We start from the raw sequence: 20,661 nt of genomic DNA on the forward strand, positions 1-20,661 counted from the left end.
CTAAAAATTAAAAAGCAAGTTCACGCCTTATGTTTGGATGCTTTCTATTAAGCATAGCATCATCTATGACATGCCACTTCCAGAACACTGAAAACCGATGTTGAACTTGACACATAACTGAAAGTTTTTCTTTTGCCTCTTGTATTTCTCGAGGGGTACTACTTCTGTGAACCAATTTAATCCTATAACCTATAAATAGCGCATAATCCTCTAGCAAGAGTTCAAGGAGACTTTCTTTTGATATTCCTTTCAAGCTGGTATTATCATCATTAAAACATTTATGTATTAAATTTACAGTATTAATGGTTTCTTGTGACGGATACGGGCTACTTGCTTTAATAAGCACATTTCCAGTTGCAGCATTACCTGCATAATGAACAATTTCACTGAAGACATCCAAATTAGGATCACTCCCGTCCAACAAATTGGTATGGTTGTTACTTTTTATACTATTGCATCGCCTACAAGAGTAAAAAAGATTATTCCACCCATATAGTAAAGCGGGAGTTTTATTGTGAGGTACAAAATGTTCGACTTCAGGCGCTGAAATTAAATCCTGCTCACATAAGTAACATTTGTCATGGAAAATTTCTCGTAAAGCATCAATTACATCTTTTCCTTTATAATCACGCTGCAAAGCCAAGCTAGCAGGCGCTGGCATAGTACGAATAACATTAAACATTATCCTGCGCCTCCTCCCAGTCAACCATTTTTGCTTTGGCTCCCATAAACACAGCTTTAGCTCGTGCGTCTAATACACTAAAATTTTGTTCCAACAAGGCGCTTAATTCAATAAAACGGCTACCAAAATCATTATCTTTTGACATCTTATCAATTTCGGAAAGCAAATCCTCTAATTCTGAGGAGTTCCCAGATTCCCCCAGCAAACCTTTAATTATAGATGTGTATGAATATACTGAAAGATTTTCCATTTGTTCCCCAGTATTCAAGTTAAAGATGACTGCATCTGAAACTGATTGAACTACAAAAGGAGAATGGGTTGTAATAATAAACTGTACATTAGGAAAACTTTCTGAGAAAAAATTAAATACCTTTTTTTGTACTGTAACATGCAAATGAGCATCAATCTCATCGACCAAAACAATCCCTCTAATATCATCCTTTGTTCCTTCACTCAACTCTGCAAGCATAATCAGTTCAGCGTATATAGCTAGCACAGAAGCAAACCCAGAAGGAAGATTATCAAAGCCTGAAGGTTCCTTGCCTTCCTGAAGTATTTCAATTCGAAGTTTTTTCCGGTTGTAATGAATAGACAAAGTCTCATCTTCAAATAGAACCTTCAGGTCATTCTCGATTTTCGATATTACTTTAATAACACGTTCATACTCATCTATAGACTCGGCCCCTTTTTCAATTAGGGCATAATTTGACATTGAAACCAAATATCGCTCAAAATAATCACATGTTACAAGTTGTTGAGGCGAAACTGCTTTAAAGTCATTGAATAGAGTATCAACACTAGTTAGCAAATTTTGACCATTACTTAAATAGCGTCGATGAGCAGGGAAGAACCTAGTTATAACCCTATTGTCTTTTATATCGCCAAACAATAAGTCAGGCTTTTCGAAAATAACATCAAAACATAGCCTTTCTTTAATTCGCACATCATAATAACCAATATTTTGTTTTACTGTGTGGTAACGAGAATTAACATTTTCATAATGCTTTAACTGGTTTTCCTGTTCTTTCTTATATTCTTCCAATTGCTTCAGAGTAACCATATAATCTTTATTAAAAACTTTACTTAAATAATCATTTAAAGCATGAAGGAATTTTGTTTTACCAGCCCCATTATTACCAACAATTATCAAGTTCTTACCATTTAAAGTAATTTCTCTTTGTATGGCAGGGATGTTTTGCATTATTTTATTGATGAAATTACCCATGACGATCTCTCCAGTATTTTTTCTACCTTATATCAAAATTTTAAAAAATTCCAATATAAAAGGTTGATGCGCGCACTCGTATCCCCGCCACGCCTGCCCGCTTTATGTCGTGGTTTTCATGCGCCTGCATGACATAAGCAAAAGCCCGCCAGTTCTGGCGGGCCTCAGTAAAAACGATCCTCAAACGATCATGCAGTTTCATGCGGCATAGTCATGCACTACTCTGTTCCGCATCATCAACAGTCCTTCGCCTGCGGGTTGATGTCTTTTTGCCACCCAGCTTACGGCAGTCTTTTCTGTCTCGCGCTTCATCTTCTTTAAATTTATTGTACGCTTCAGTATCAAAGAACGAGATAGTTTCAACTTCATCTTTTGGGATCAGCACACGAAAATCCTGAATATTCAGGCGCGACATTCCACCAATCACGCCACTTTCAAGATAGTGCTGATGGTAATTAGTCGTGATACTTATCGTGAGATCATCTTTATCACGGTAGCCGCTAAGCAGGGGAAGAATTTCAAGATGTTCCGACAACCCATTTTCCAGTGCAGGGCAAGTCACCAGACCTACATAGATTTTGCGTGATGAAAGTGTAGCGATGATAGGAAACTGGCGCGCTGATGCTTCCATGAGCAGTGATTCAAAAGCATTGTTCCCCACGGCCTTTGCCAGTGCATCCCAACGGCGATCACCTTTTGAAGTACGCCGTTTGTTAAGCCAACCGAACAGGGCCGCCAGTACTATTGAAATCACAACCCATGCAATCTGCTTAATTTCATTGATACGCTGGGATTTATCGGTTGTGGTGGATAGCATCCCGTTAAAGCTGTCGGGGGTCAGGTTCAACGCATTGGAAAGCCAGCGAAACCCACCACTGATGTTAAGAGCAAAGGTAAGGAAGCCGCCAGCAAGGAAAAACACGATCCCCCATGCAGCCACAAAAAAATAAGCGTCCCAGCCATTGGAACGCTTATATCTGTATCGTGTTGAAAGTGATAGGTTTACATATAAAAAACCGCTAACCAAAATCACTGCTAAAAGTAATGTTGCCATTATCGGGTTCTGTAATAATGTTTTGCTTTAACAGTGTTCGTTTTGATGCCTTCAAGCTTATCCATCTGTTCTCTGATGGCTTTCATAGCTTCTTCGTTGGACAAATCTACGGACACAAAACCATCTTTACTCAGATTGAGCTTGTCCTGGTTCTCTTTTAGAACCCGTGCCAAACGTTCAACTGGATTACCCAGCCTCAATGCGGCGATATTTGACATAACTCCTCCTTTTTACATGGCGCGGAAGTGTACACTTCGTCACCAACAACCACAACAGCAAATTCCTTATAACTAAGACAACCGTTTTCACTGTTGGTTGTGTTACTTAACTTAAGTTCATTGCGCCTAATCGTGCAAGATGTTTCTGCCTTAACGCGCTGCATTTAGCATATATAGTGCCTCTTATGAGAAGTAGGCACTAACAAAGACAATTTCTAACGCCTCGCGTGGCTCGTTGTTCAACCTTGCGGACGGTAAAAACCAGTTTTATCGTCCGCAACGTTCACTAATGTAACCAGCTGTCGTCCTCCCAGACCTGCTGCATTATTTCCATCACTCGCTTTTTGTCTTCATCCAGTTTTAACCCGCTCAACTCAACACCATTGGCGCTGTCCTTACGGATACGAATTGCTGTTTTGGGATACAGAGGGCGCAAATTACGGTAAAGCTCGGATTCAAGGGCTTCCAGTGTGACCTGGCTAATCTTCTGCTCTTTATCGATCATTATTTCAATGCGCATACAGATTCCCTTTAACTGGTAACGTCCATTGACCGGCTGTATTCATGGCTGCGAATTTTCGCCATCAACTCGTCTGTCAGTTCGGACACCCACTGGATAGCCAGCCGCTTTTCTTCGTCGCTGCACTCACTAGCCGCTACAAGCTTGATAAAAAAATCAATACGCTGGAGCTTCAATGACTCCAAAAGATAGTCCTGCATCTTCCCTCCTATCATTACACGGATACACAACAACTGTATATATACCCACTGTTTATATAAACAGTATAGTAGGAACAGAAAAATGTAAAACTGTTTTTTGTCAGTCAATTGGATGCACTGACGCCAGTCAATAAAGCACGAAATGTTAAACAGCAGTCTTAGTACCACTGCCGCCATTTATCATCTTCCTGCAGCCGCTGGTTCCGGTAAAAAATTCGCATCCCTGCTCCAGATGGAATACTGCCGCCACGCAAAAGCAAATCAATCTCCGATGCACTACGTTCAAACCCTCTGGCAGTCAGTTCTGCCTCAAGCTGCAGGCGCTGCTGCTCCGAAATACTCTGTTTGTATGCTTTTTTCCGCTTAGGTTTTACCAGTCTTAACCTGGCTGTCAGCTCCCGCCGTTCCTTCTGGCCCATGTTGTAGAGATATTCCTGCAGCTCCTTCTCATCCATGGTTTTAATATCGGGTAATTCACTCCCTGATTTGTTCAGATTTTCAACAGGGGGACAGTTATTGCCACGAGTCCAAGGGGCGCAAGCGCCCTGGTCAGCTACCGCCTCCTGAACGTCAACGGCCTTACGAACCTTTTTCCACTTCATCGCGTGCGTGCAAATCTTGCCCTCTACAATCGGGGACCAGATGCCATAGATACGGATACCGTGATCGCCGTAGGCGCTCGGTTCGTCGTTAAGCTCATAAGCCGTGCGGACAAGATGATGTTTGCGGGGGACCAGTACACCGCCCTGCTTCATGATGTAGGTGGCAAAGCAACCCGCATCTGCAGCTGCCAGTACCGCATCCAGACGCGGATTATCCAGTACCGGCGCACCCGCTTTGCGTTCGCCCTGCACTCTCGCCGCCTGACCAGCCAGCAAGCGCAGCTCACGGTATGCCTGACGTCCCGGAATACCAAAGAAACGAAATTGCTGGACACGGTGTAGTGACGCCCAGGCGCTGACAAGCTCGGCGCTGTCACGCAGTGACCTGCCGGTTTCTTTACTGATTTCTTTAGCCAGTCCGCGCCCGTCAATGTTCTTACTGATGTATTTAGCGATGTAGCTGGTCGGCGTGCCCTTGCGCGGGTTGATTAGCTCAGACTTGAAGCGCGGCCCGGTATTGGTGCCCAGCTCCTCGCGGTCTTCACGGATTGCAAACTTACGCAGCAGCGCGGTGATGGAGCGACGGTCTTTTTTGCGCATAAAGCACAGAAGATGCCAGTGCACGGTGCCGTCATGGTGAGGCTCTGCAACGCGGACGCCGTACCAGCGCAGCCCGGCCTTGTGCATGGCCTTGCGAAAAGCGGCGAATGTATCAACCAGATAATCACTGCTCTGCCGGACAGTGGCGCTGGTCCATTTCGGATTAGGTCTGCCATTATTGAGGGTTGCGTGGAAGCGTGAAGGGCAGGTGATGGTATAAAATACCGCGCAGTCTCCGCGCATTTCCGCGATCAGCTCCAGCCCTTTAACACAGGCCATCATTTCATTACGGCGGTGCGCCGGGTTGCTGTTGCTGGCGTTCACCACATCTTCCATGTCCAGTGTGTCACCGTCTTCGTTGACCAGCTCATGCGAGCGGAAGAACTCCAGCGATTTACGCCGCTGCTCGCGTTTGTGGATCACGGCTTCATAGCTGACATACGGGGACGCTTTCTTGTTGACCAGGCAGACGGCACGCAGTTGCTCCTCCCGCCACTCACAGCGCATCTGCCACAATTTGCGATACCACCAGTCCGCGCACAGCATGCGCGCCAGCGACGGTGGGATCAGTTCATAAGGCACCGGCTTGCGGCGGCGCTTTTTGCGGCGTAACTTCTCAAAGGCAGGAGGGATGACCTCAAGGCGCATGGCTTCTGCAGCAACCCTTTCCCATACCTGGCGGATTTCTTCTGGTTTAACATCTTCAGCAACAAACAGATCACCGCAGGCAGCATCAAGGCACATGCTCATATGTGCCGCAACCAGCGTGGACAGACGTTTGACCTGATCCTGACTCATTTCAGACAATACCAGTAGCCCCTCCAGCCCGTCCTGGCTCGCCATGAAGCGGAAAGACGCAGACACCTGGCTGTCACGCACGCGCTCCAGCCGCTCAAGACACGGTCTGATTGTTTCGCGCAGATAGCGGGAATAAGCTTTAGCCCTGCCCAGGATATGGAAGTATTTAATCCGCTCCAGCAGAGGCTTGCTGATATGGGCAGGCATGGCGCTTACATCGGCAATAATCACCAAATCGGGATTAACGCGCTGCTGTTCGCGGGCCATTTTTGCATGGCTAATCAGCCGATCCTGCTCTATTTCACGCTGGACAGGATCGCGGGATTCATTGAAGAAATAACGTTCCCAAACCTTATCACTCAGCACCTCACGCCGCAGATGCTCCTGCTCGTTATCCGCAGTGTACAGAGTGATGAGGTTTGAAAGCGCAGTCTCCGGCGCAACGTCCGCCGGGTCCAGATACGGATTAACCGCTTTTTTTGGGGCATTCCATGGAAAGGCCACGGCGGCCTCATTCGAGCCGCCGGTGGTTTGTGCATGATGTAATGTGAATTTACTCACTGCCACGCCCGCACCTCAGCTTCCACCGAGATATCAGGACCAGACGCCAAATCAACACCAAACCAGCATGCTGATTTTGTGGCGATGATTTCTACTGCAGTTTTACTATCACCGGCAGCCACGCCCATGCTGCGCTTAGCGGTTATACGATGGCGAGTAAAATCACGATAAAGCGAACGGGTCAGAGACGTATCGCTGTTGGACACGATAACCGGATGACCTTCTGATGACCGGCGTTCAAGAATAGACGCCAGATGGTGCTGATCATCCTCTGTAAAACCAGCTGTGTGATATCCGTTAAACGTGCCGTCATATGGCGGATCGCAATAGACAACATCACCCGTTTGCAGCAGTGCCAGTGTCTCGTCATAGCTGGCGCAGATAAACGTTGCGCGTTTTGCTTTTTCTGCAAATGCGCGTATTTCGTTTTCAGGGAAGTACGGCTTTTTATAATTACCATAAGGAACATTAAAATAACCGTCCAAATTATAGCGACACAGTCCGCGATAACCATGGCGATTTAAATATAAGAAATACAATGCGCGTTCAATTGCGCCACCATGGCGCAAGTTAAACTCCTGTCTCGTCTTATAATATGCCTCTGAATCATTACGGGCTTCAAAAAGATATCGTCCCTCTTCGATGAAGTATTCAACATCATTCTTAATCACCTGATAAAGATTAATCAGGTCTGGATTAATATCCGCGACAAGATAATGAGGATAGTCTGTCGCCATCATCACAGCACAGGAACCGGCAAAAGGTTCAACCAGTCGCGGGCCCGCAGGAAGGTGTTTAATCAGTTCCGGCATTATTGCGGTTTTATTTCCCGCCCATTTCAGGATAGTGCTCATACAGCACCGCCTACGTAATGTTTACCTTTCAGCTCCGCAATCTCCTGACAAGTGACACAGCACTGCACACCCGGAATAGCGCGACGGCGAGCTGGCGGGATCGGTGCATCGCAATCAACGCAGAGCACACGGGAAACGCCCGGCGTTCTGTTGCGGGCGGTGTGGATGTGACGCTGACGCTCTTCTTCAACGCGTTGTTGTACAAGGTCCATTGAATCAGCCATCAGTGGATCTCCTGCGCTTCGTTCTGAATGTTTTCAGCCGCAATACGCAGCAGCTCCGCCGCTTCAACGTGGTTAAGCTGACGTGACGTGATATGGCAAGCCAGGCTATCAAGACGGGCTGCCATTGCCGCGGCACGTGCACGGCGTTCTTCCATGCGTACATCAGTCAGCATCTGGTTAAGGCCAGCATCATCTGGTCCTGTTTTGGTGATTCGGGTTTCAATATTTCGCATTGTTGTTTCTCCTGAATTTGGGCAATAAGAAGCCCGGCGGGTTTACGCCTTTAATTTCGGTTGTTGGTTAATTCGGCATGGCTAGCCGATTTGGAAATAAACTCACCACTGTACGGAAATGGTTCATTGCTTTAATCAGCTCCCGCTTTTCGTCAGTCGTCAGCTCACTAACATTGACGCTATGACGTTCCGCCGGAATCTTTGCCATAAAGAATATTGCGGCTAGTGCGCGTTTATTCTGTTCATGGTTAATATCCCGTTGGTCCCGCATATCGCTAATAAAGCGCTCCAGTTCTGAATCAATATTTAAGCCAAACACTTTCGCCCTTAATTCCGCGATGTGGTTTAACCCATTAAGGCGGAGGCCAGCGCTTAGCGGAACAGTCGCAGCATCCCCTTCAATAGCCATGGTTTCCCCTGCTTTTTAGTGGACAATTCAGCCAGCAGCGCATCCTGAGAACGGCACGGGTGCCAGCGCTTGCCATCCTTCCCCATAATCCAGCCATGACCGCAGTACATTGCAGGACTTTGCTTAACGAGCAGAGATGCAAAGGATGGTTCTTTAGTCAGCATAACCACCTCAGATCAGACCGAACGAAGCGCCGAGGCCCGTCACAGTATCCACCGCGTTTGCCATCGCTGGGTTGGCCTGCAAACGCGCATGTAATGAAACAGCTGTCAGTGCCATTAAGCGCGTAACAGAGTTGATGCTATTGATAACATCGCGGCGGCCTGCACTGGTTTTCACATCACCGGATACTGCGCCTGCAGCTACTCGCCCAATCTCCGCAGTTGCGCTCATGACGTAATGCGGTAGGTTCTCTTTTGCTACTTCATTCAATGGCACGCACGGTAGGCAGTGAATCTGAGCCAGAAAGCCATCAACCAGAGTTGAGTCCTCTGTGATATCAGTCAGCAGCCAGATCTCCGGCGGAGTGAGTTGATGTGGTTGGTCTGGGTTCAGTTTGTTACGCAACGTCTGGACGTTCATTCCCGCACGTTCTGCCAGCTTCGCCATGTTGTGACGTAGCGCGAATGCCCGGCAGGCTTCGTCAAAGTGTGGATGTTTGGAAATCTTATAATCAAACATGTGCCCCCCTCAAAAAGTTCTCATAATTGAACTTACTGACCAACAATGACACGGAAGTTAGAATGACCGAGAGATTCACGAACCTGGTCGGTTTTGTACATCAGGTAACGCAGACTTACGCGCCCTTTATTTTTTTCTTTCTTGACCATGTACTTAGCAAGATGGCCATGGTGAATTTTTTGATACACAGAGCCACGGGAAATGCCTTCCCACTCCGCGAACTCTGCAGGCGTAGCCATCTCTTTTGGTACACGAATTGAAATATCAGTGCTCATAGTGCAATATCTCTCGGTTAAGGTTTGGTTTACGTCGTTTTATCTTGTTTTACTTGATTCAATAATTGATACATCGAGATACTACGATCCAATATTTGATACGTCAATAGGGTTAAAAAATGATACAGGTGAAAGCTGGCGAGAATACCGGGGGAAGAGAGGCTATCCATAGGCTAATGGCTGCCTATGATTTCAAGTCCAGACAGCAACTGTGCGATCACCTAGGCGCATCAAAAAGCACCATGGCAAACAGATACTTAAGAGATAGTTTTCCGGCAGAATGGGTGATTCAGTGTGCTTTGGAGACAGGGGTTTCTTTACTCTGGCTCACTACCGGACAGGGCGAGCCAGGTTCAAACATCGACCATAAAAAAGATATCAATTTCGTGAACTCTGGCAAAGTTAAACCCCTTTCTGAGCTTGTTTCCCCCGAAATTGACAAGGCTACTCTCAACGGCGGTTTATTGAACAATGCAGGAAAAGCAATAATTGATAGCAGCCTGCTCCCCTCAGACTCAAGTAACCTACTGCTTGTAAATACTGCTGGTGATTCTTATTTAGTAGACCGTAGCCAAACACCACCAGTAAACGGCATGTGGTTAGTAGATATCGACGGAATAAAAAGCATCGTGAAGTTAACACGGCTACCAGGAAACAGATTGGTGGTCCACCAAGACGAATCATCCTTTGAGTGCAGCCTTGATGATATCGAGGTGGTAGGCCGCGCTTTAAAAATAATTAAGAGCCTTTGATATGACTATCAGAAAGCAGCCGAACGGAAAATGGCTGTGTGAGTGCTACCCGAACGGGCGCGACGGCAAACGCGTGCGCAAGCAATTTGCGACGAAAGGCGAGGCCACAGCATTCGAAAACTTCACCATGGATGAAGTGAACAAAAAACCATGGTTGGGGGAAAAGGAGGATCGGCGGCATCTGTCAGAAGTGATAGAGCAATGGCACTCGCTTTACGGGCAGACGCTTGCAGACCCCAAACGCCTGATGGCGAAACTTAGAATTATCTGTAATGGCCTGGGCGATCCCATCGCCTCAGAGCTGACCGCCGGTGACTTTACGAAATACCGCGAAGCACGGCTAAAAGGTGAAGTGCGAAATGAAGATGGCGCGCTTATGTCGCCAGTCAAGCCCCGAACGGTAAACCTTGAACAACGAAACCTGTCATCAGTTTTTGGGACTCTGAAAAAACTAGGCCACTGGTCAGCCCCCAACCCGCTCGCCGGTCTGCCAACATTTAAAATCGCAGAGGGTGAACTGGCGTTCCTGGCCCCGGAAGAAATTAAACGCCTGCTGGATGCCTGCGCTGATTCTCAAAGCCCCAGCCTGTTGATGATAGCAAAAATATGCCTCGCCACTGGCGCGCGCTGGAGCGAAGCTGAAAATCTTCAGGGCCATCAGTTATCAAAATACCGCATCACTTATACCAAGACGAAAGGCAAGAAAAACCGTACCGTGCCAATATCTCAGGATCTGTATGACGAACTCCCCAAGAACAGAGGGAAGCTATTCACCCCGTGCAGAAAAGCCTTTGAACGAGCAGTGAAACGCGCTGGTATCGACCTGCCTGAAGGCCAATGCACCCACGTACTGCGCCATACATTCGCCAGTTACTTTATGATGAATGGAGGAAATATTCTTGTACTGAGAGATATTTTAGGCCATTCAGATATAAAAATGACTATGGTCTATTCTCATTTTTCACCTGAACACCTTGAAGATGCTATAACAAAAAACCCTTTATCATCACTAGCGATCTAACATAATGAAAATTAATAAAGTCAGTACCACAGAATATGTAGCAATGCTTAATGAAATATTATTCGAAATGGAGTCCAAACCATTATTAAAAGCTCCCTACCTTGCAGGGAACAACATCATTACAGATTTTAATGATAGAGTTAAATGTTACCTAGATGTCATAAACAAGATTTACACTGAGAACCCTCATAACTTTGTAATTCGTGAAATAAAAGCAAGAATAAAAAGCACAAAAACACTCTCAGATAAAATCTCAGAAACACTTAAATTATATTTAAATGGTAAAATCAAAGAATCTTATCTAACATTTGATCATGCCATCACCAAGACAAATATAAATGATCACATCTATAACATGTCTGTTCCTTTAAGTGAGTTTTGTCATTCTGGCAAACCTCTATTTCGCGTAAGAAAAAGTGATCAAATAATAAAAGAAAGGCGTGATATCTTTCATATTCCTTTTTCTAAACGTTATCTTGTGAATGCACAAAGATACTCAGTCTCAGGCCTTCCTTGTCTATACTTAGGAACATCAATTTTTGTATGTTGGCAAGAAATGGAAAAACCAGATTTTGATAAGTTATATGTATCTTCATTCATCACAGAGTATGGTTCATCACATAGAATACTTAATCTTGGTTATAATTTGAGATCAGCATTGAACATAAACACCTTAGCATGGCTGTTAGATAATGATACTGCAGGAACCATGAATAGAGTCATTTCGAACTTAATTTCCTGGCCACTTGTATTAGCCTGTAATTATACAAAACAACATAAAAACTCTAGTTTCAACCCTGAGTACATAATCCCCAACCTTCTTATGCAATGGCTCAGCAGCAATGAAAATAAGGGAATAGCAGGTATCGCTTATCGCACGACTAAAATCCTCAATCAAAAAGATAGTGATATTGGTATTAATATAATTATGCCACCAAGAATGGATAATATTTTAGATTCTGGATATGATTACTGCCCACACTTACTAAATATATTTAAATTTACCAAACCTGTTTCATGGCAAGTATTTAGTACTTTAAACGTCAAGACCAATGGCATGGATGAAGATAGACTCATAACGGGAGGGCCAACTCCAGCATCAGGTACAATTGAAGATTTTGATGAATCTCTAGTGGAATATTACAACAATACCTCATTCAAAAAAGTTCAGTTGTTAATTCATAAAATGATGAAGCATGATTATCTTGAACCTTAAGTGGCGGCATTATGGCGGCAGAGCATTAAAAATGTATAAAACGGACAAATACAAAATAACACTAACATATTGTTTTTAAAAGCAACTCATTGATTTCGTTATACTAAAAATGGTATGTAGGAATTTCGGACGCGGGTTCAACTCCCGCCAGCTCCACCAAAATTCTCCATCGGTGATTACCAGAGTCATCCGATGAAGTCCTAAGAGCCCGCACGGCGCAAGCCCTGCGGGCTTTTTTGTGTCTGCAATTTGTCCTGCGAAGTCCGAAGAGAACTAATTAAATCCGAATCTTTTAGGCCCATTGATAGGCCCAACGAAAAGCTCTATTGTTTTCGTTGGGCCTAAACGCATGGAGACTCCCCATGGCAAGAAAAACTAAGCCGTTAACCGATACGGAAATCAAAGCCGCCAAACCTAAAGATGCCGATTACCAGCTTTATGATGGTGACGGGCTTACTCTGTTAATCAAGTCCAGCGGTAGTAAGCTTTGGCAGTTCCGTTACTATCGGCCTCTAACCAAACAGTGTAGTGGTCAAATCAGATGACCATCGGGAAGCTAACGGAACACGTATCGAGATGAATGGTAACGGTAATATTCAAACCCGTCTTGGAGCCAGAGCCTATCTGAAAAGCTTTAATAAAATGGATGAGGGCAAAGGCCGCGAATTCCAGCCATTTATTGAAGCTAACTGGCTCCATAATACACGCAGTTTTAGCACTAAAATGGACGACGTTAGCGTCAGCCAGGAAGGTGCACGCAATCTGGGAGAGATTAAACTGGGTGTCGAAGGCCAGATTACGCCAGATTTAAATCTGTGGGGTAATGTGGGCGTCCAGATGGGAGACAACGGTTACAACAACAGCGCGGCAACGTTAGGACTGAAATATCATTTCTAATCAGCCCGCAACAAAAGATAGCCGGGGTGTTTTCGACAGCACCCTGGCTACTGTCATAATCCCAAATATATCGACGCTTGCATTATTCTCATAGCCAGGCGAGCTATGAGAATAATGAGCACTTAAATAGTACCAACCGTCATCCCATCCCTCCCATTTTACTGCTCAAAAGGAGGGAAAAAACGACTCGCTTTTAACAAAGCCATTCAAAACCTTACTTATGAACTGGATACTCGCGATTAATCCACGCATGTTCCTCTTCCCAGGTGAACATCCATTTGCGTACCGGGCCCGCCATCACGTTGAGGTAGTAGCTGTCATATCCTGCCAGGGTTGCCACCGGGTGATACCCTTTTGGCACCATCACGACATCACGGTTATAGACAGCCATACACTCGTCAAGCGACCGGTCGTCGGTGTATACCCGCTGCAGACAGAATCCCTGCGGCGGGTTGAGGCGATGGTAGTAAGTCTCTTCCAGATAGGTCTCCTGCGGCGGATTGTCGGTATCATGCTTATGACTTGGCCAGGAACTGGTACAGCCTTCGTTGGTCCACACTTCCACCACCAGCAGGCTATCAGCAGGTTTATCTTCCGGTAAAATGTTATGCACGTAACGCTGGTTGTGACCTTTGCCGCGCGCTTCCCCGTCGATATCCTTAGGGGCGATCAGCCGTGTTGGGTGTGTGCCTTTCCCCGGCGCAGCGCAGACCGCCAGCTCTAGTCTGGTCACTGCCTGAACCTGTATGGTTTCACCAGCAGTGACATAGACCGCCCACGGTTTTATCCGTTCGAACGGGCTCATCCGTTCGCCGATATCTGTAAAGGTTGCACCCGGCGTGGTGATGGTCGCGCGTCCGGCGACCAATACCAGACAACGTTCTTCGCTGACGGCGGGCAGCGTAAGCTGCTGCCCCTCTTCCAGTTCGTACGCTTTAAAGCCAACATATTCCCAACCGGCGCTTTCCGGCGTCACTGACTGCGTACGCCCCTGCGCGTCCGGCTGCTGCCAACGTGATAATAAACGTGACATATCACCTCCTCAGATAAGACCAGCGTCACGCGCCAGACGGCTAAGGTTGTTATAGCCCAGACGCGCATATGTCAGCGGATGCGCGATGGCCGGATCTTGCTCCGCCTCCACGACTAACCACCCCTGATACTGGTTCGCCTTCAGCAAGGCCATGATCGGCGGATAGTCAACGCAGCCATCGCCCGGCACTGTAAAGACCCCACTCAGTACCGCATCGAGAAAGCTGGTTTTGCGATTTTTGACATCCGCCAGCACGTCGGCACGCACGTCTTTACAGTGAACATGGTTGATACGCGATGCCCAGCGCTGCGCCACCGCCAGCGGATCGGCCCCGGCGAAGGTCAAGTGTCCCGTGTCGAGCAACAATCCAACTTCATCACCGGTATTCGTCATCAGATTACCCACATCTTCAGCAGATTCAATCACCGTTCCCATGTGGTGGTGATAGGCAATCTGTACCCCCTGCTGCTGGGTGTAGCGCGCAAACTCGGTGAGCTTTTCACCGTATTCTTGCCAGCGCTCTTGCGGGAAGCGCGGACGCAGATGTACCGGCGTCTGCTGCTCGCCGTGAATGCAGCCACTGACTTCGGCAAAGACCAGCACCTTGGCCCCCAGCTCGCGCAGTAACATCAGATGTGACTGCACGGCGGCAATCTCCTCCTCCACGCTGCGTTCCAGCAGACGTCCGGAGTACCAGCCGGAAACCAGTTGCAGGTCGTGACGCTGCAAAATGGGGCCGAGCAGTCGCGCCTCGCGCGGGAATTTATTACCCAGTTCGAAACCAGCAAATCCGGCCTCTTTACCCTCGCTCAGACAAGTATCAAGCGACGTCTCAGCGCCCAGTGAAGGAAGATCATCATTCGTCCATGTCAGTGGATTAATACCTAATTGTACCGTCATTATCTTCTCCTGAATTATGCTTGTCCGCGCTCGCGCCACCAGGCGATAAGCTGCAGGTAGTTATCTTTAATGCGCGCCACCAGTTGCGCATCGTCAATATCGTGTTTCAACCACGCGCGGGAAGCGTCGCCAAACAGCGTGCGTCCCACGGCAAATCCTTTCACCACCGCATGACCCGCAGCCGCTTTGAAATCCGCGCGCAGTTGCTCTGCCGGTGCGTCCAGACCAAGGATCACCACGCCACGGCAGTGCGGATCGCGCCGTTCAATAATGTCACTCAACGCCGTCCAGCCAGCAGAAGTCAGCGGTGGGAGTTTCCACCAGTCGGGGTAAATCCCTAAGTTGTAGAAGCGGGAAATAGCGCGCAAATACAGTTCATCACTGCGCGGCATACTGGCCGGCAAAATCACCTCCAGCAGCAGCTCATGACCTGACTGACAACAGGCGCGGTACACCTCGGCGATTTTCTGTTCTTGCTCCAGACGCAACGCGTGGGCATCTTCCGGATGGAAAAAAACCAGACACTTCACCACATGTTCCTGCGGCCAACTGATGAGCTGCGAGCCAATATTGCCGTGTTCCATCTCCAGCGGGCGAGATCCCGGCAGTTCGATAGGGCGACCTATCCACCAGCCCTCTCCGGTTATCGAATTCAGCGCATCCTGACCAAACGTACCGTCGCAAAGCAGCCCGGCCTTGCCCTCCAGCCCGGCGCTGTTGGCCGCTTCACGGCTGGCCTGCAAAATAAGCTGTTTCAATGCCGGAATACGCTTCAAAGATGCGCCGCACTGTAGCGCCATCTCTTCAAGCTGACTGCGGTGATCGAAAGCCATCACGCACAGTTCCGGCCATTCGCGGCGACGGGTGGTGACGCGGTGCAGATGGTTTAGACGCGGGTCAAGATCCGGACGCGGAACCTCCGCAGCACGAGAAAGATAATCATCAAGCTCAACTTTGCTCGGCATCGCCGGCGCACAGCCGTGACGAGATACCACCAGCGCACCACAGGCATTAGCATAGCGGCACGCCTGCTCCCATCCCTCATCGTTCAGGTAGCCGCGCAGCAGGCCGGACATAAACGCATCCCCCGCCCCCAACACGTTCAGCACCTCCACGCGTATGCCGGTCACCGTCAGGCCATCGTCCAGCCGGGCCGGGATCGCGTCGGTATACACCGAGCTACCGAGCGCACCGCGCTTGCAGACCAGCGTCGCGTTACTCACGCCGCGAACCTGCGACAGCGCCTGCAGTGTATCGGTACTGCCGCCCGCGATATGAAACTCCTCCTCGGTGCCGACAATCACATCAAAAAGATGCAACACCTCCTGCAACTGACGGGTGACCTGATCGGCGGCGATAAAACGTGTTTCGCCGTCGCCTAAGGATGTAAGCCCCCACAGCACCGGGCGATAGTCGATATCCAGCGCCGTACGCACGCCGTGACGGCGGGCGTAAGCGAGCGCCGTCAACACCGCCTCGCGGGTTTGCGGATGAGAAAGATGCGTCCCGGTGATGGCAAGACAACGAGCAGAAGCGATGTACTGTTCATCAACATCGCTGGCGGTAATCGCCATATCCGCGCAGTTATCACGGTAAAAAATCAGTGGGAAGGTGTCCCGGTCTTTAATGCCGAGTAGCACCAGCGCTGTCAGGCGGTCTTTATCGGTAATCAGATGGCTGGTATCGCAGCCTACCTGATTTAATTCTTCACGCAGGAAACGCCCCATATGTTCGTCGCCAACCCGCGCCAGCATTGATGAACGCAGTCCCTGTCGCGCCGTTCCGTAGGCCACGTTGCCGGACGATCCGCCAAGATATTTGGCAAAGCTCGACACATCTTCCAGGCGTGCGCCAATCTGCTGACTGTAGAGGTCAACCGCCACGCGGCCCATGCATATCACATCAAACTGCTTTTCCACGTTGATACCTCTTCAGACAATATCGTTCACATTCAGCCAGCGGCCTTCCAGGTGCGAGAGTGCGATAGCGTCAAGCACACGCGACACCTTCCAGCCCTCTTCGAAGTCCGGCCACATCGGCGCATCGGCGGCAATGCCGTCCACCAGGTCGCGCACTTCCACAGTTTTCTGGTCGTTAAAACCGATACCATGCCCGGCTCCCATGCAAAACGCGCCGTAGTCCGGATGCGAAGGACCAACCAGTAAAGTGCGAAACCCCTGGCGGTTGACCGGATCGTCATGCAAATAGAGCTTCAGCTCAGCCATGCGCTCCTGGGTAAAACTGATGGTTCCTTTGGTCCCGGTAATCACATACGACAACCCCATCTTGCGGCCACAGGCGACGCGGGAGGTTTCAATCACCCCTTGCGCACCGCCTGCAAAGCGCACCATCGCGTGGGCCTGATCTTCGTTCTCTACCGTCACCATTTGCGAGGAACCGACCTGCGCCGGACGCTGTGGCACCACGATCTTCAGGTCGCCGCAGACCTGATGAATATCGCCAACCAGGTACTGCGCCATATTGACGATATGCGCCGCCAGATCGCCAAGTGCCCCCAGACCCGCCGTTTCTTTAAAACAGTGCCAGTGGATCGGCGCAAGCGGATCGGCCATGTAGTCTTCGTTGTGGGTGCCGTAGAAATGGATCACCTCGCCAATTTCTCCGCGCTCAATGATCTCTTTCGCCAGCTGCGCCGTTGGGTTCTTCATATAGTTGAACCCCACCAGGGTTTTCACTCCTGCCCGCTGTGCGGCCTCAACCATTTCACGCGCGTCGTGGGCGTTCAGCGCCAACGGTTTTTCCGAGTACACATGCTTGCCGTGGCGAATCGCTTCCAGCGCCATCTCTTTGTGCAGATGGTTGGGAGAGCAGATATCCACCACATCAATGGCCGGGTCGGCCACCAGCGCACGCCAGTCTCCGGTTGAGCGATTGAAGCCAAACGCCTGCGCCCGCTCTGCCGCCAGTTCCGGCGTGACTTCCGCCACCATCTCGCGCACCAGTTTGCCGCGCAGGTTAAACACCGTCGGGGCCTGGGCATAGGCGATAGCATGCGCCTTGCCGATATACCCGGTGCCAATCAATCCAATACGAACTTCTTTCATCATGATCCTCACAGTGCGCCGCGACGGCTCTTGGCGTAGGTATCGAACGCCACCGCCAGAACGATAATTAAGCCGGTAATAATTTGTTGGTAGTAAGCCGAGACGTTCATCAGCACCAGACCGTTAATCAGGATGCCCATGATGATCGAGCCGATAATGGTGCCGCCGATGCGTCCGTAGCCCCCCATCAGCGACGTGCCGCCAATGACCACCGAAGCGATGACGCGCAGCTCAAAGGAGATCCCGGCGACCGCTTCCGCACTGCCTAAACGCGCACTGAGGATGAAGCCCGCCAGCCCAGCCAGACAGCCAATCAATACGTAGACGCTCACCAGCACGCGCTTCACATTGACCCCTGCCAGACGCGCCGCCTCCGGGTTGCCGCCGATGGCGTACACGAAGCGCCCCCAGCGGGTTTTATGCAGTGCCAGGTAACCGCCAATAGCGACCAGAGCAAAGATCCAGATTGGAATCGAAATGCCGAGCAGCTCGCCGCGTCCCCACCAGCGGTATCCCGCGTCGAAACCGGCAATCGGCGCGCCATCGTTGATCACCAGCGTCAGGCCGCGCCAGATGGTCATCCCGCCGAGGGTGACGATAAACGGCGGCAGACGCAGGCGGGTCACGCCGAGGCCATGCAGAAAACCAATCGCGGTGCCCATCGCCATACAGATACCAAGACCAATCAGCCAGCTCATGCCGCCCCAGGCGTTCGGATCGACGGTGGTGAAGTTGTCGCCCTTGATCACATACGCGGCGGTCATAGCGCAGACCGCCAGGATAGAGCCCACCGACAGATCGATGCCGGCAGTCAGAATGACAAACGTCATACCCACCGCCATGATCCCGTAGATGGAGACTTCGGTCAGAATGTTGAAAATGTTGCGTTCAGAAAGAAAATTGCTGTTCTGCAACTGAAAGAAAATCAGCAGCAGGATCATAAAAATCAGCACCCCAAAGCGCTCAAAAAAGGCAATGGGATCAAGACGTCCACCGCGTTTGGCTGGAACCTGGGTTTTAGAAATAATCTGCGTCATGAGTCACTCCGTTATGCCGCATTCAGGGCGTTGTGGTTGATGGCCATCATCGTCATTAGCCGCTCTTCGTTGGCGTCATCGCCGTGGATCTCGCCAGTCACCCGGCCTTCACTCAACGTGATGATCCGATCGGAAACCGCCATGACTTCCGGCAGATCGGAGGAGATCACAATCACCGCCACGCCCTTTTTCGCCATATCAAACAGCACCTGATGGACTTCTGATTTGGTGCCAACATCGATGCCGCGCGTCGGTTCATCCACAATCAACACCCGAGGGTTAAGCGCCATGCAGCGCGCGAGGATCACTTTTTGCTGGTTTCCGCCGGAGAGCTTGCGCACCTCCTGCGCACTGTTGACCATTTTGATCTGCAGCGCCTGGCGGTAAGACTCAATCAGGGCATCTTCTTTGCGGGTATTCACAAACCAGCGCCAGTGCAGCAGTGACGACAGGCTGGAGAGCGACAGGTTGTCGCGGATCGACAGTCCCAACACTGCGCCCTCTTTTTTACGATCTTCCGGTACCAGCGCCAGCCCCTGATCCAGCGCAAACAGCGGATCGCGCGGCTGATACGGCACGCCATCAAGTTCAAAGCTGCCGGAGGTAAAACCGTCGGCGCCAAACAGGCAGCGGGCCACTTCGGTGCGCCCGGCACCCACCAGTCCGGCAATACCTAATACTTCGCCAGCATGTACGTGGAAGCTAATGTCGTGCAGCGCGATGCCATGCGGATCCAGCGGCGGTTTTTCGCGGCTAAGCCCCTTCACCGCCAGACGCACAGGTTTATCTTCATGGTGAGTTTCGCTGGCCGGGCGGCGATTAAAGGCCACATCGCGCCCCACCATCAGGCGGATCAGCTGTTCTACGGTGGTCTGTGCAACCGCGCCATTCCCGGTGAATCGTCCATCCTGAAAAACGGTGAACTGGTCGCAGAGTTGAAAAACTTCATGCAGGCGATGGGTGACGTAGATAATGCTCACGCCACGCCCTTTAAGTTCCCGCACCACCCGGTGCAGACTTTCCACTTCGCTGTCGCTCAGCGCGGCGGAAGGTTCATCCATGATGATCAGCTTTGCGTTCAGCGTCAGCGCCCGCGCAATTTCCACCATTTGCTGCTGCGCCACGCTCAGTCGGGCCACGGCCGTGGTTGGCGCAACGTTCAGTTGCAGGTAATCCAGAATCACCTGCGCCTCCTGATTTACCGCCTTTTCGTCCACAATCAGATTGCGTTTACGCGGTTCGCGTCCGAGGAACATATTCTCGGCGACGGTCATATTGGGCAGCAGATTAAATTCCTGATAAATCGTGATAATGCCCTTGTTCTGCCGCTCAACCGGAGAGTCTTCTACCGGCAATGTTTCGCCGTTGAACCAAATATCCCCGCGTGTTTGCGGCTGTGCGCCCGCCAGCGCTTTCAGCAGGGTCGATTTTCCGGCACCGTTCTCACCTAACAGCGCATGAATTTCGCCTGCTCCGACAGTCAGTTGTGCGCTGCTCAGCGCCCAAACGCCGGAAAAGCTTTTCGCCAGGTCGGTCACTTTCAGTAAGGGTTGCGACATCGGTCTGCTCCTCCTTTAGAGTGAGCCACCGTAACGGCGGCTCCG

General features: G+C 49.8%; 24 protein-coding genes and 2 pseudogenes. 5 read left to right on the forward strand and 21 right to left on the reverse strand.

Annotated elements, in window-relative coordinates; genetic code table 11:
- Positions 1 to 7 precede the first annotated feature (7 nt).
- From SK34_RS05980 to SK34_RS06040, 15 genes are all read right to left on the reverse strand, one after another.
- A complete protein-coding gene (locus SK34_RS05980) occupies positions 8 to 682 on the reverse strand; it encodes an HNH endonuclease family protein (RefSeq protein ID WP_048232609.1) in 675 nt (224 codons plus the stop codon).
- A complete protein-coding gene (locus SK34_RS05985; protein ID WP_048232611.1) occupies positions 675 to 1,907 on the reverse strand; it encodes an AAA family ATPase in 1,233 nt (410 codons plus the stop codon). The genes SK34_RS05980 and SK34_RS05985 overlap by 8 nt, the downstream gene beginning before the upstream one ends.
- 40 nt (positions 1,908 to 1,947) lie before the next feature.
- Complete coding sequence (locus SK34_RS24815; RefSeq protein WP_197081264.1) at positions 1,948 to 2,109, reverse strand: hypothetical protein; 162 nt, start codon at positions 2,107 to 2,109, stop codon at positions 1,948 to 1,950.
- 9 nt (positions 2,110 to 2,118) lie between these two features.
- Positions 2,119 to 2,961: a DUF2207 domain-containing protein gene (locus tag SK34_RS05990; RefSeq protein WP_048232612.1), complete on the reverse strand. Its 843-nt coding sequence runs from the start codon at positions 2,959 to 2,961 to the stop codon at positions 2,119 to 2,121.
- Positions 2,961 to 3,179, reverse strand: coding sequence for a hypothetical protein (locus SK34_RS05995; protein WP_048232614.1), 219 nt, complete (start codon positions 3,177 to 3,179; stop codon positions 2,961 to 2,963). Before SK34_RS05995 ends, SK34_RS05990 begins: the two co-directional genes overlap by 1 nt.
- Before the next feature lie 286 nt (positions 3,180 to 3,465).
- A complete protein-coding gene (locus SK34_RS06000) occupies positions 3,466 to 3,699 on the reverse strand; it encodes a DinI-like family protein (protein ID WP_048232616.1) in 234 nt (77 codons plus the stop codon).
- A gap of 11 nt (positions 3,700 to 3,710) precedes the next feature.
- Positions 3,711 to 3,899 carry a hypothetical protein gene (locus tag SK34_RS06005; RefSeq protein ID WP_001154444.1) on the reverse strand — a complete coding sequence of 63 codons (189 nt, stop codon included), beginning with the start codon at positions 3,897 to 3,899 and terminating at the stop codon, positions 3,711 to 3,713.
- A gap of 158 nt (positions 3,900 to 4,057) precedes the next feature.
- Positions 4,058 to 6,466 carry a replication endonuclease gene (locus SK34_RS06010; protein WP_048232618.1) on the reverse strand — a complete coding sequence of 803 codons (2,409 nt, stop codon included), beginning with the start codon at positions 6,464 to 6,466 and terminating at the stop codon, positions 4,058 to 4,060.
- Positions 6,457 to 7,314, reverse strand: a complete 858-nt coding sequence (locus tag SK34_RS06015; RefSeq protein ID WP_048232620.1) for a DNA adenine methylase — start codon at positions 7,312 to 7,314, stop codon at positions 6,457 to 6,459. Before SK34_RS06015 ends, SK34_RS06010 begins: the two co-directional genes overlap by 10 nt.
- Entirely contained in the window at positions 7,311 to 7,538 is a 228-nt protein-coding gene (locus tag SK34_RS06020; RefSeq protein ID WP_010835218.1) for a TraR/DksA family transcriptional regulator, read from the reverse strand. The genes SK34_RS06015 and SK34_RS06020 overlap by 4 nt, the downstream gene beginning before the upstream one ends.
- The gene (locus tag SK34_RS06025) at positions 7,538 to 7,771 is read right to left on the reverse strand and encodes a DUF2732 family protein (RefSeq protein ID WP_048232621.1); all 234 of its coding nucleotides are present in this window, start codon (positions 7,769 to 7,771) and stop codon (positions 7,538 to 7,540) included. The genes SK34_RS06020 and SK34_RS06025 overlap by 1 nt, the downstream gene beginning before the upstream one ends.
- 67 nt (positions 7,772 to 7,838) lie before the next feature.
- Positions 7,839 to 8,180, reverse strand: coding sequence for a DUF5347 family protein (locus SK34_RS06030; protein ID WP_000963480.1), 342 nt, complete (start codon positions 8,178 to 8,180; stop codon positions 7,839 to 7,841).
- Entirely contained in the window at positions 8,144 to 8,344 is a 201-nt protein-coding gene (locus tag SK34_RS23505) for a phage filamentation protein Fil family protein (RefSeq protein ID WP_075262635.1), read from the reverse strand. Before SK34_RS23505 ends, SK34_RS06030 begins: the two co-directional genes overlap by 37 nt.
- Positions 8,345 to 8,351: 7 nt before the next feature.
- Positions 8,352 to 8,861 (reverse strand): phage regulatory CII family protein, encoded by a 510-nt coding sequence (locus tag SK34_RS06035; protein ID WP_048232623.1) that lies wholly within the window; start codon positions 8,859 to 8,861, stop codon positions 8,352 to 8,354.
- 32 nt (positions 8,862 to 8,893) lie between these two features.
- Positions 8,894 to 9,136 carry a hypothetical protein gene (locus SK34_RS06040; RefSeq protein WP_001397669.1) on the reverse strand — a complete coding sequence of 81 codons (243 nt, stop codon included), beginning with the start codon at positions 9,134 to 9,136 and terminating at the stop codon, positions 8,894 to 8,896.
- Positions 9,137 to 9,255: 119 nt separating this feature from the next.
- On the opposite strand from SK34_RS06040, the gene SK34_RS06045 reads away from it, so the two are divergent.
- The 5 genes and pseudogenes from SK34_RS06045 to SK34_RS06065 form a co-directional block, all read left to right on the forward strand.
- Positions 9,256 to 9,888 carry a phage repressor protein CI gene (locus SK34_RS06045; RefSeq protein ID WP_048232626.1) on the forward strand — a complete coding sequence of 211 codons (633 nt, stop codon included), beginning with the start codon at positions 9,256 to 9,258 and terminating at the stop codon, positions 9,886 to 9,888.
- Between the two features lies 1 nt (position 9,889).
- On the forward strand, positions 9,890 to 10,909 hold the full coding sequence (locus tag SK34_RS06050; RefSeq protein ID WP_048232627.1) for a site-specific integrase: 1,020 nt from the start codon (positions 9,890 to 9,892) through the stop codon (positions 10,907 to 10,909).
- A gap of 4 nt (positions 10,910 to 10,913) precedes the next feature.
- Positions 10,914 to 12,125 carry a hypothetical protein gene (locus tag SK34_RS06055; protein WP_048232629.1) on the forward strand — a complete coding sequence of 404 codons (1,212 nt, stop codon included), beginning with the start codon at positions 10,914 to 10,916 and terminating at the stop codon, positions 12,123 to 12,125.
- A gap of 362 nt (positions 12,126 to 12,487) precedes the next feature.
- A pseudogene (locus tag SK34_RS06060) lies at positions 12,488 to 12,661 on the forward strand (integrase arm-type DNA-binding domain-containing protein); the annotation flags it as partial.
- A pseudogene (locus SK34_RS06065) lies at positions 12,657 to 13,022 on the forward strand (autotransporter outer membrane beta-barrel domain-containing protein); the annotation flags it as partial. The pseudogenes SK34_RS06060 and SK34_RS06065, both read left to right, overlap by 5 nt.
- A gap of 214 nt (positions 13,023 to 13,236) precedes the next feature.
- On the opposite strand, the gene iolB reads toward SK34_RS06065, so the two are convergent.
- Genes iolB through SK34_RS06095 form a run of 6 tightly spaced genes read right to left on the reverse strand, consistent with a single transcriptional unit; the run spans position 13,237 to position 20,616 of the window.
- Positions 13,237 to 14,055 carry a 5-deoxy-glucuronate isomerase gene (gene iolB, locus SK34_RS06070; protein ID WP_048232631.1) on the reverse strand — a complete coding sequence of 273 codons (819 nt, stop codon included), beginning with the start codon at positions 14,053 to 14,055 and terminating at the stop codon, positions 13,237 to 13,239.
- Positions 14,056 to 14,064: 9 nt separating this feature from the next.
- Positions 14,065 to 14,955 carry a myo-inosose-2 dehydratase gene (gene iolE / locus SK34_RS06075; protein WP_048232633.1) on the reverse strand — a complete coding sequence of 297 codons (891 nt, stop codon included), beginning with the start codon at positions 14,953 to 14,955 and terminating at the stop codon, positions 14,065 to 14,067.
- Positions 14,956 to 14,969: 14 nt separating this feature from the next.
- A complete protein-coding gene (locus SK34_RS06080) occupies positions 14,970 to 16,874 on the reverse strand; it encodes a bifunctional 5-dehydro-2-deoxygluconokinase/5-dehydro-2-deoxyphosphogluconate aldolase (RefSeq protein ID WP_048232635.1) in 1,905 nt (634 codons plus the stop codon).
- Between the two features lie 12 nt (positions 16,875 to 16,886).
- Complete coding sequence (locus SK34_RS06085) at positions 16,887 to 18,020, reverse strand: Gfo/Idh/MocA family protein (protein WP_048232637.1); 1,134 nt, start codon at positions 18,018 to 18,020, stop codon at positions 16,887 to 16,889.
- 8 nt (positions 18,021 to 18,028) lie between these two features.
- Positions 18,029 to 19,057: an ABC transporter permease gene (locus tag SK34_RS06090; protein WP_003839791.1), complete on the reverse strand. Its 1,029-nt coding sequence runs from the start codon at positions 19,055 to 19,057 to the stop codon at positions 18,029 to 18,031.
- An 11-nt stretch (positions 19,058 to 19,068) separates the two neighbouring features.
- Positions 19,069 to 20,616 carry a sugar ABC transporter ATP-binding protein gene (locus SK34_RS06095; RefSeq protein ID WP_003839789.1) on the reverse strand — a complete coding sequence of 516 codons (1,548 nt, stop codon included), beginning with the start codon at positions 20,614 to 20,616 and terminating at the stop codon, positions 19,069 to 19,071.
- Positions 20,617 to 20,661: the final 45 nt, after the last annotated feature.

This window comes from Citrobacter sp. MGH104, from assembly GCF_001034485.1.
GTDB classification, from domain to species: domain Bacteria; phylum Pseudomonadota; class Gammaproteobacteria; order Enterobacterales; family Enterobacteriaceae; genus Citrobacter; species Citrobacter freundii.

What these genes read in the sequence shown, in the direction of transcription:
- SK34_RS06035 (WP_048232623.1), bottom strand. Translation starts at nt 8,861, where the DNA reads ATGTTTGATTATAAGATTTCCAAACATCCACACTTTGACGAAGCCTGC.
- SK34_RS06020 (WP_010835218.1), bottom strand. Translation starts at nt 7,538, where the DNA reads ATGGCTGATTCAATGGACCTTGTACAACAACGCGTTGAAGAAGAGCGT.
- SK34_RS06050 (WP_048232627.1), top strand. Translation starts at nt 9,890, where the DNA reads ATGACTATCAGAAAGCAGCCGAACGGAAAATGGCTGTGTGAGTGCTAC.
- SK34_RS06015 (WP_048232620.1), bottom strand. Translation starts at nt 7,314, where the DNA reads ATGAGCACTATCCTGAAATGGGCGGGAAATAAAACCGCAATAATGCCG.
- SK34_RS24815 (WP_197081264.1), bottom strand. Translation starts at nt 2,109, where the DNA reads ATGAAACTGCATGATCGTTTGAGGATCGTTTTTACTGAGGCCCGCCAG.
- SK34_RS06005 (WP_001154444.1), bottom strand. Translation starts at nt 3,899, where the DNA reads ATGCAGGACTATCTTTTGGAGTCATTGAAGCTCCAGCGTATTGATTTT.
- SK34_RS06030 (WP_000963480.1), bottom strand. Translation starts at nt 8,180, where the DNA reads ATGGCTATTGAAGGGGATGCTGCGACTGTTCCGCTAAGCGCTGGCCTC.
- SK34_RS23505 (WP_075262635.1), bottom strand. Translation starts at nt 8,344, where the DNA reads ATGCTGACTAAAGAACCATCCTTTGCATCTCTGCTCGTTAAGCAAAGT.
- SK34_RS05985 (WP_048232611.1), bottom strand. Translation starts at nt 1,907, where the DNA reads ATGGGTAATTTCATCAATAAAATAATGCAAAACATCCCTGCCATACAA.
- SK34_RS06095 (WP_003839789.1), bottom strand. Translation starts at nt 20,616, where the DNA reads ATGTCGCAACCCTTACTGAAAGTGACCGACCTGGCGAAAAGCTTTTCC.
- SK34_RS05995 (WP_048232614.1), bottom strand. Translation starts at nt 3,179, where the DNA reads ATGTCAAATATCGCCGCATTGAGGCTGGGTAATCCAGTTGAACGTTTG.
- SK34_RS06025 (WP_048232621.1), bottom strand. Translation starts at nt 7,771, where the DNA reads ATGCGAAATATTGAAACCCGAATCACCAAAACAGGACCAGATGATGCT.
- SK34_RS06055 (WP_048232629.1), top strand. Translation starts at nt 10,914, where the DNA reads ATGAAAATTAATAAAGTCAGTACCACAGAATATGTAGCAATGCTTAAT.
- SK34_RS06045 (WP_048232626.1), top strand. Translation starts at nt 9,256, where the DNA reads ATGATACAGGTGAAAGCTGGCGAGAATACCGGGGGAAGAGAGGCTATC.
- SK34_RS05980 (WP_048232609.1), bottom strand. Translation starts at nt 682, where the DNA reads ATGTTTAATGTTATTCGTACTATGCCAGCGCCTGCTAGCTTGGCTTTG.
- SK34_RS06040 (WP_001397669.1), bottom strand. Translation starts at nt 9,136, where the DNA reads ATGAGCACTGATATTTCAATTCGTGTACCAAAAGAGATGGCTACGCCT.
- iolB (WP_048232631.1), bottom strand. Translation starts at nt 14,055, where the DNA reads ATGTCACGTTTATTATCACGTTGGCAGCAGCCGGACGCGCAGGGGCGT.
- SK34_RS05990 (WP_048232612.1), bottom strand. Translation starts at nt 2,961, where the DNA reads ATGGCAACATTACTTTTAGCAGTGATTTTGGTTAGCGGTTTTTTATAT.
- SK34_RS06085 (WP_048232637.1), bottom strand. Translation starts at nt 18,020, where the DNA reads ATGAAAGAAGTTCGTATTGGATTGATTGGCACCGGGTATATCGGCAAG.
- iolE (WP_048232633.1), bottom strand. Translation starts at nt 14,955, where the DNA reads ATGACGGTACAATTAGGTATTAATCCACTGACATGGACGAATGATGAT.
- SK34_RS06000 (WP_048232616.1), bottom strand. Translation starts at nt 3,699, where the DNA reads ATGCGCATTGAAATAATGATCGATAAAGAGCAGAAGATTAGCCAGGTC.
- SK34_RS06090 (WP_003839791.1), bottom strand. Translation starts at nt 19,057, where the DNA reads ATGACGCAGATTATTTCTAAAACCCAGGTTCCAGCCAAACGCGGTGGA.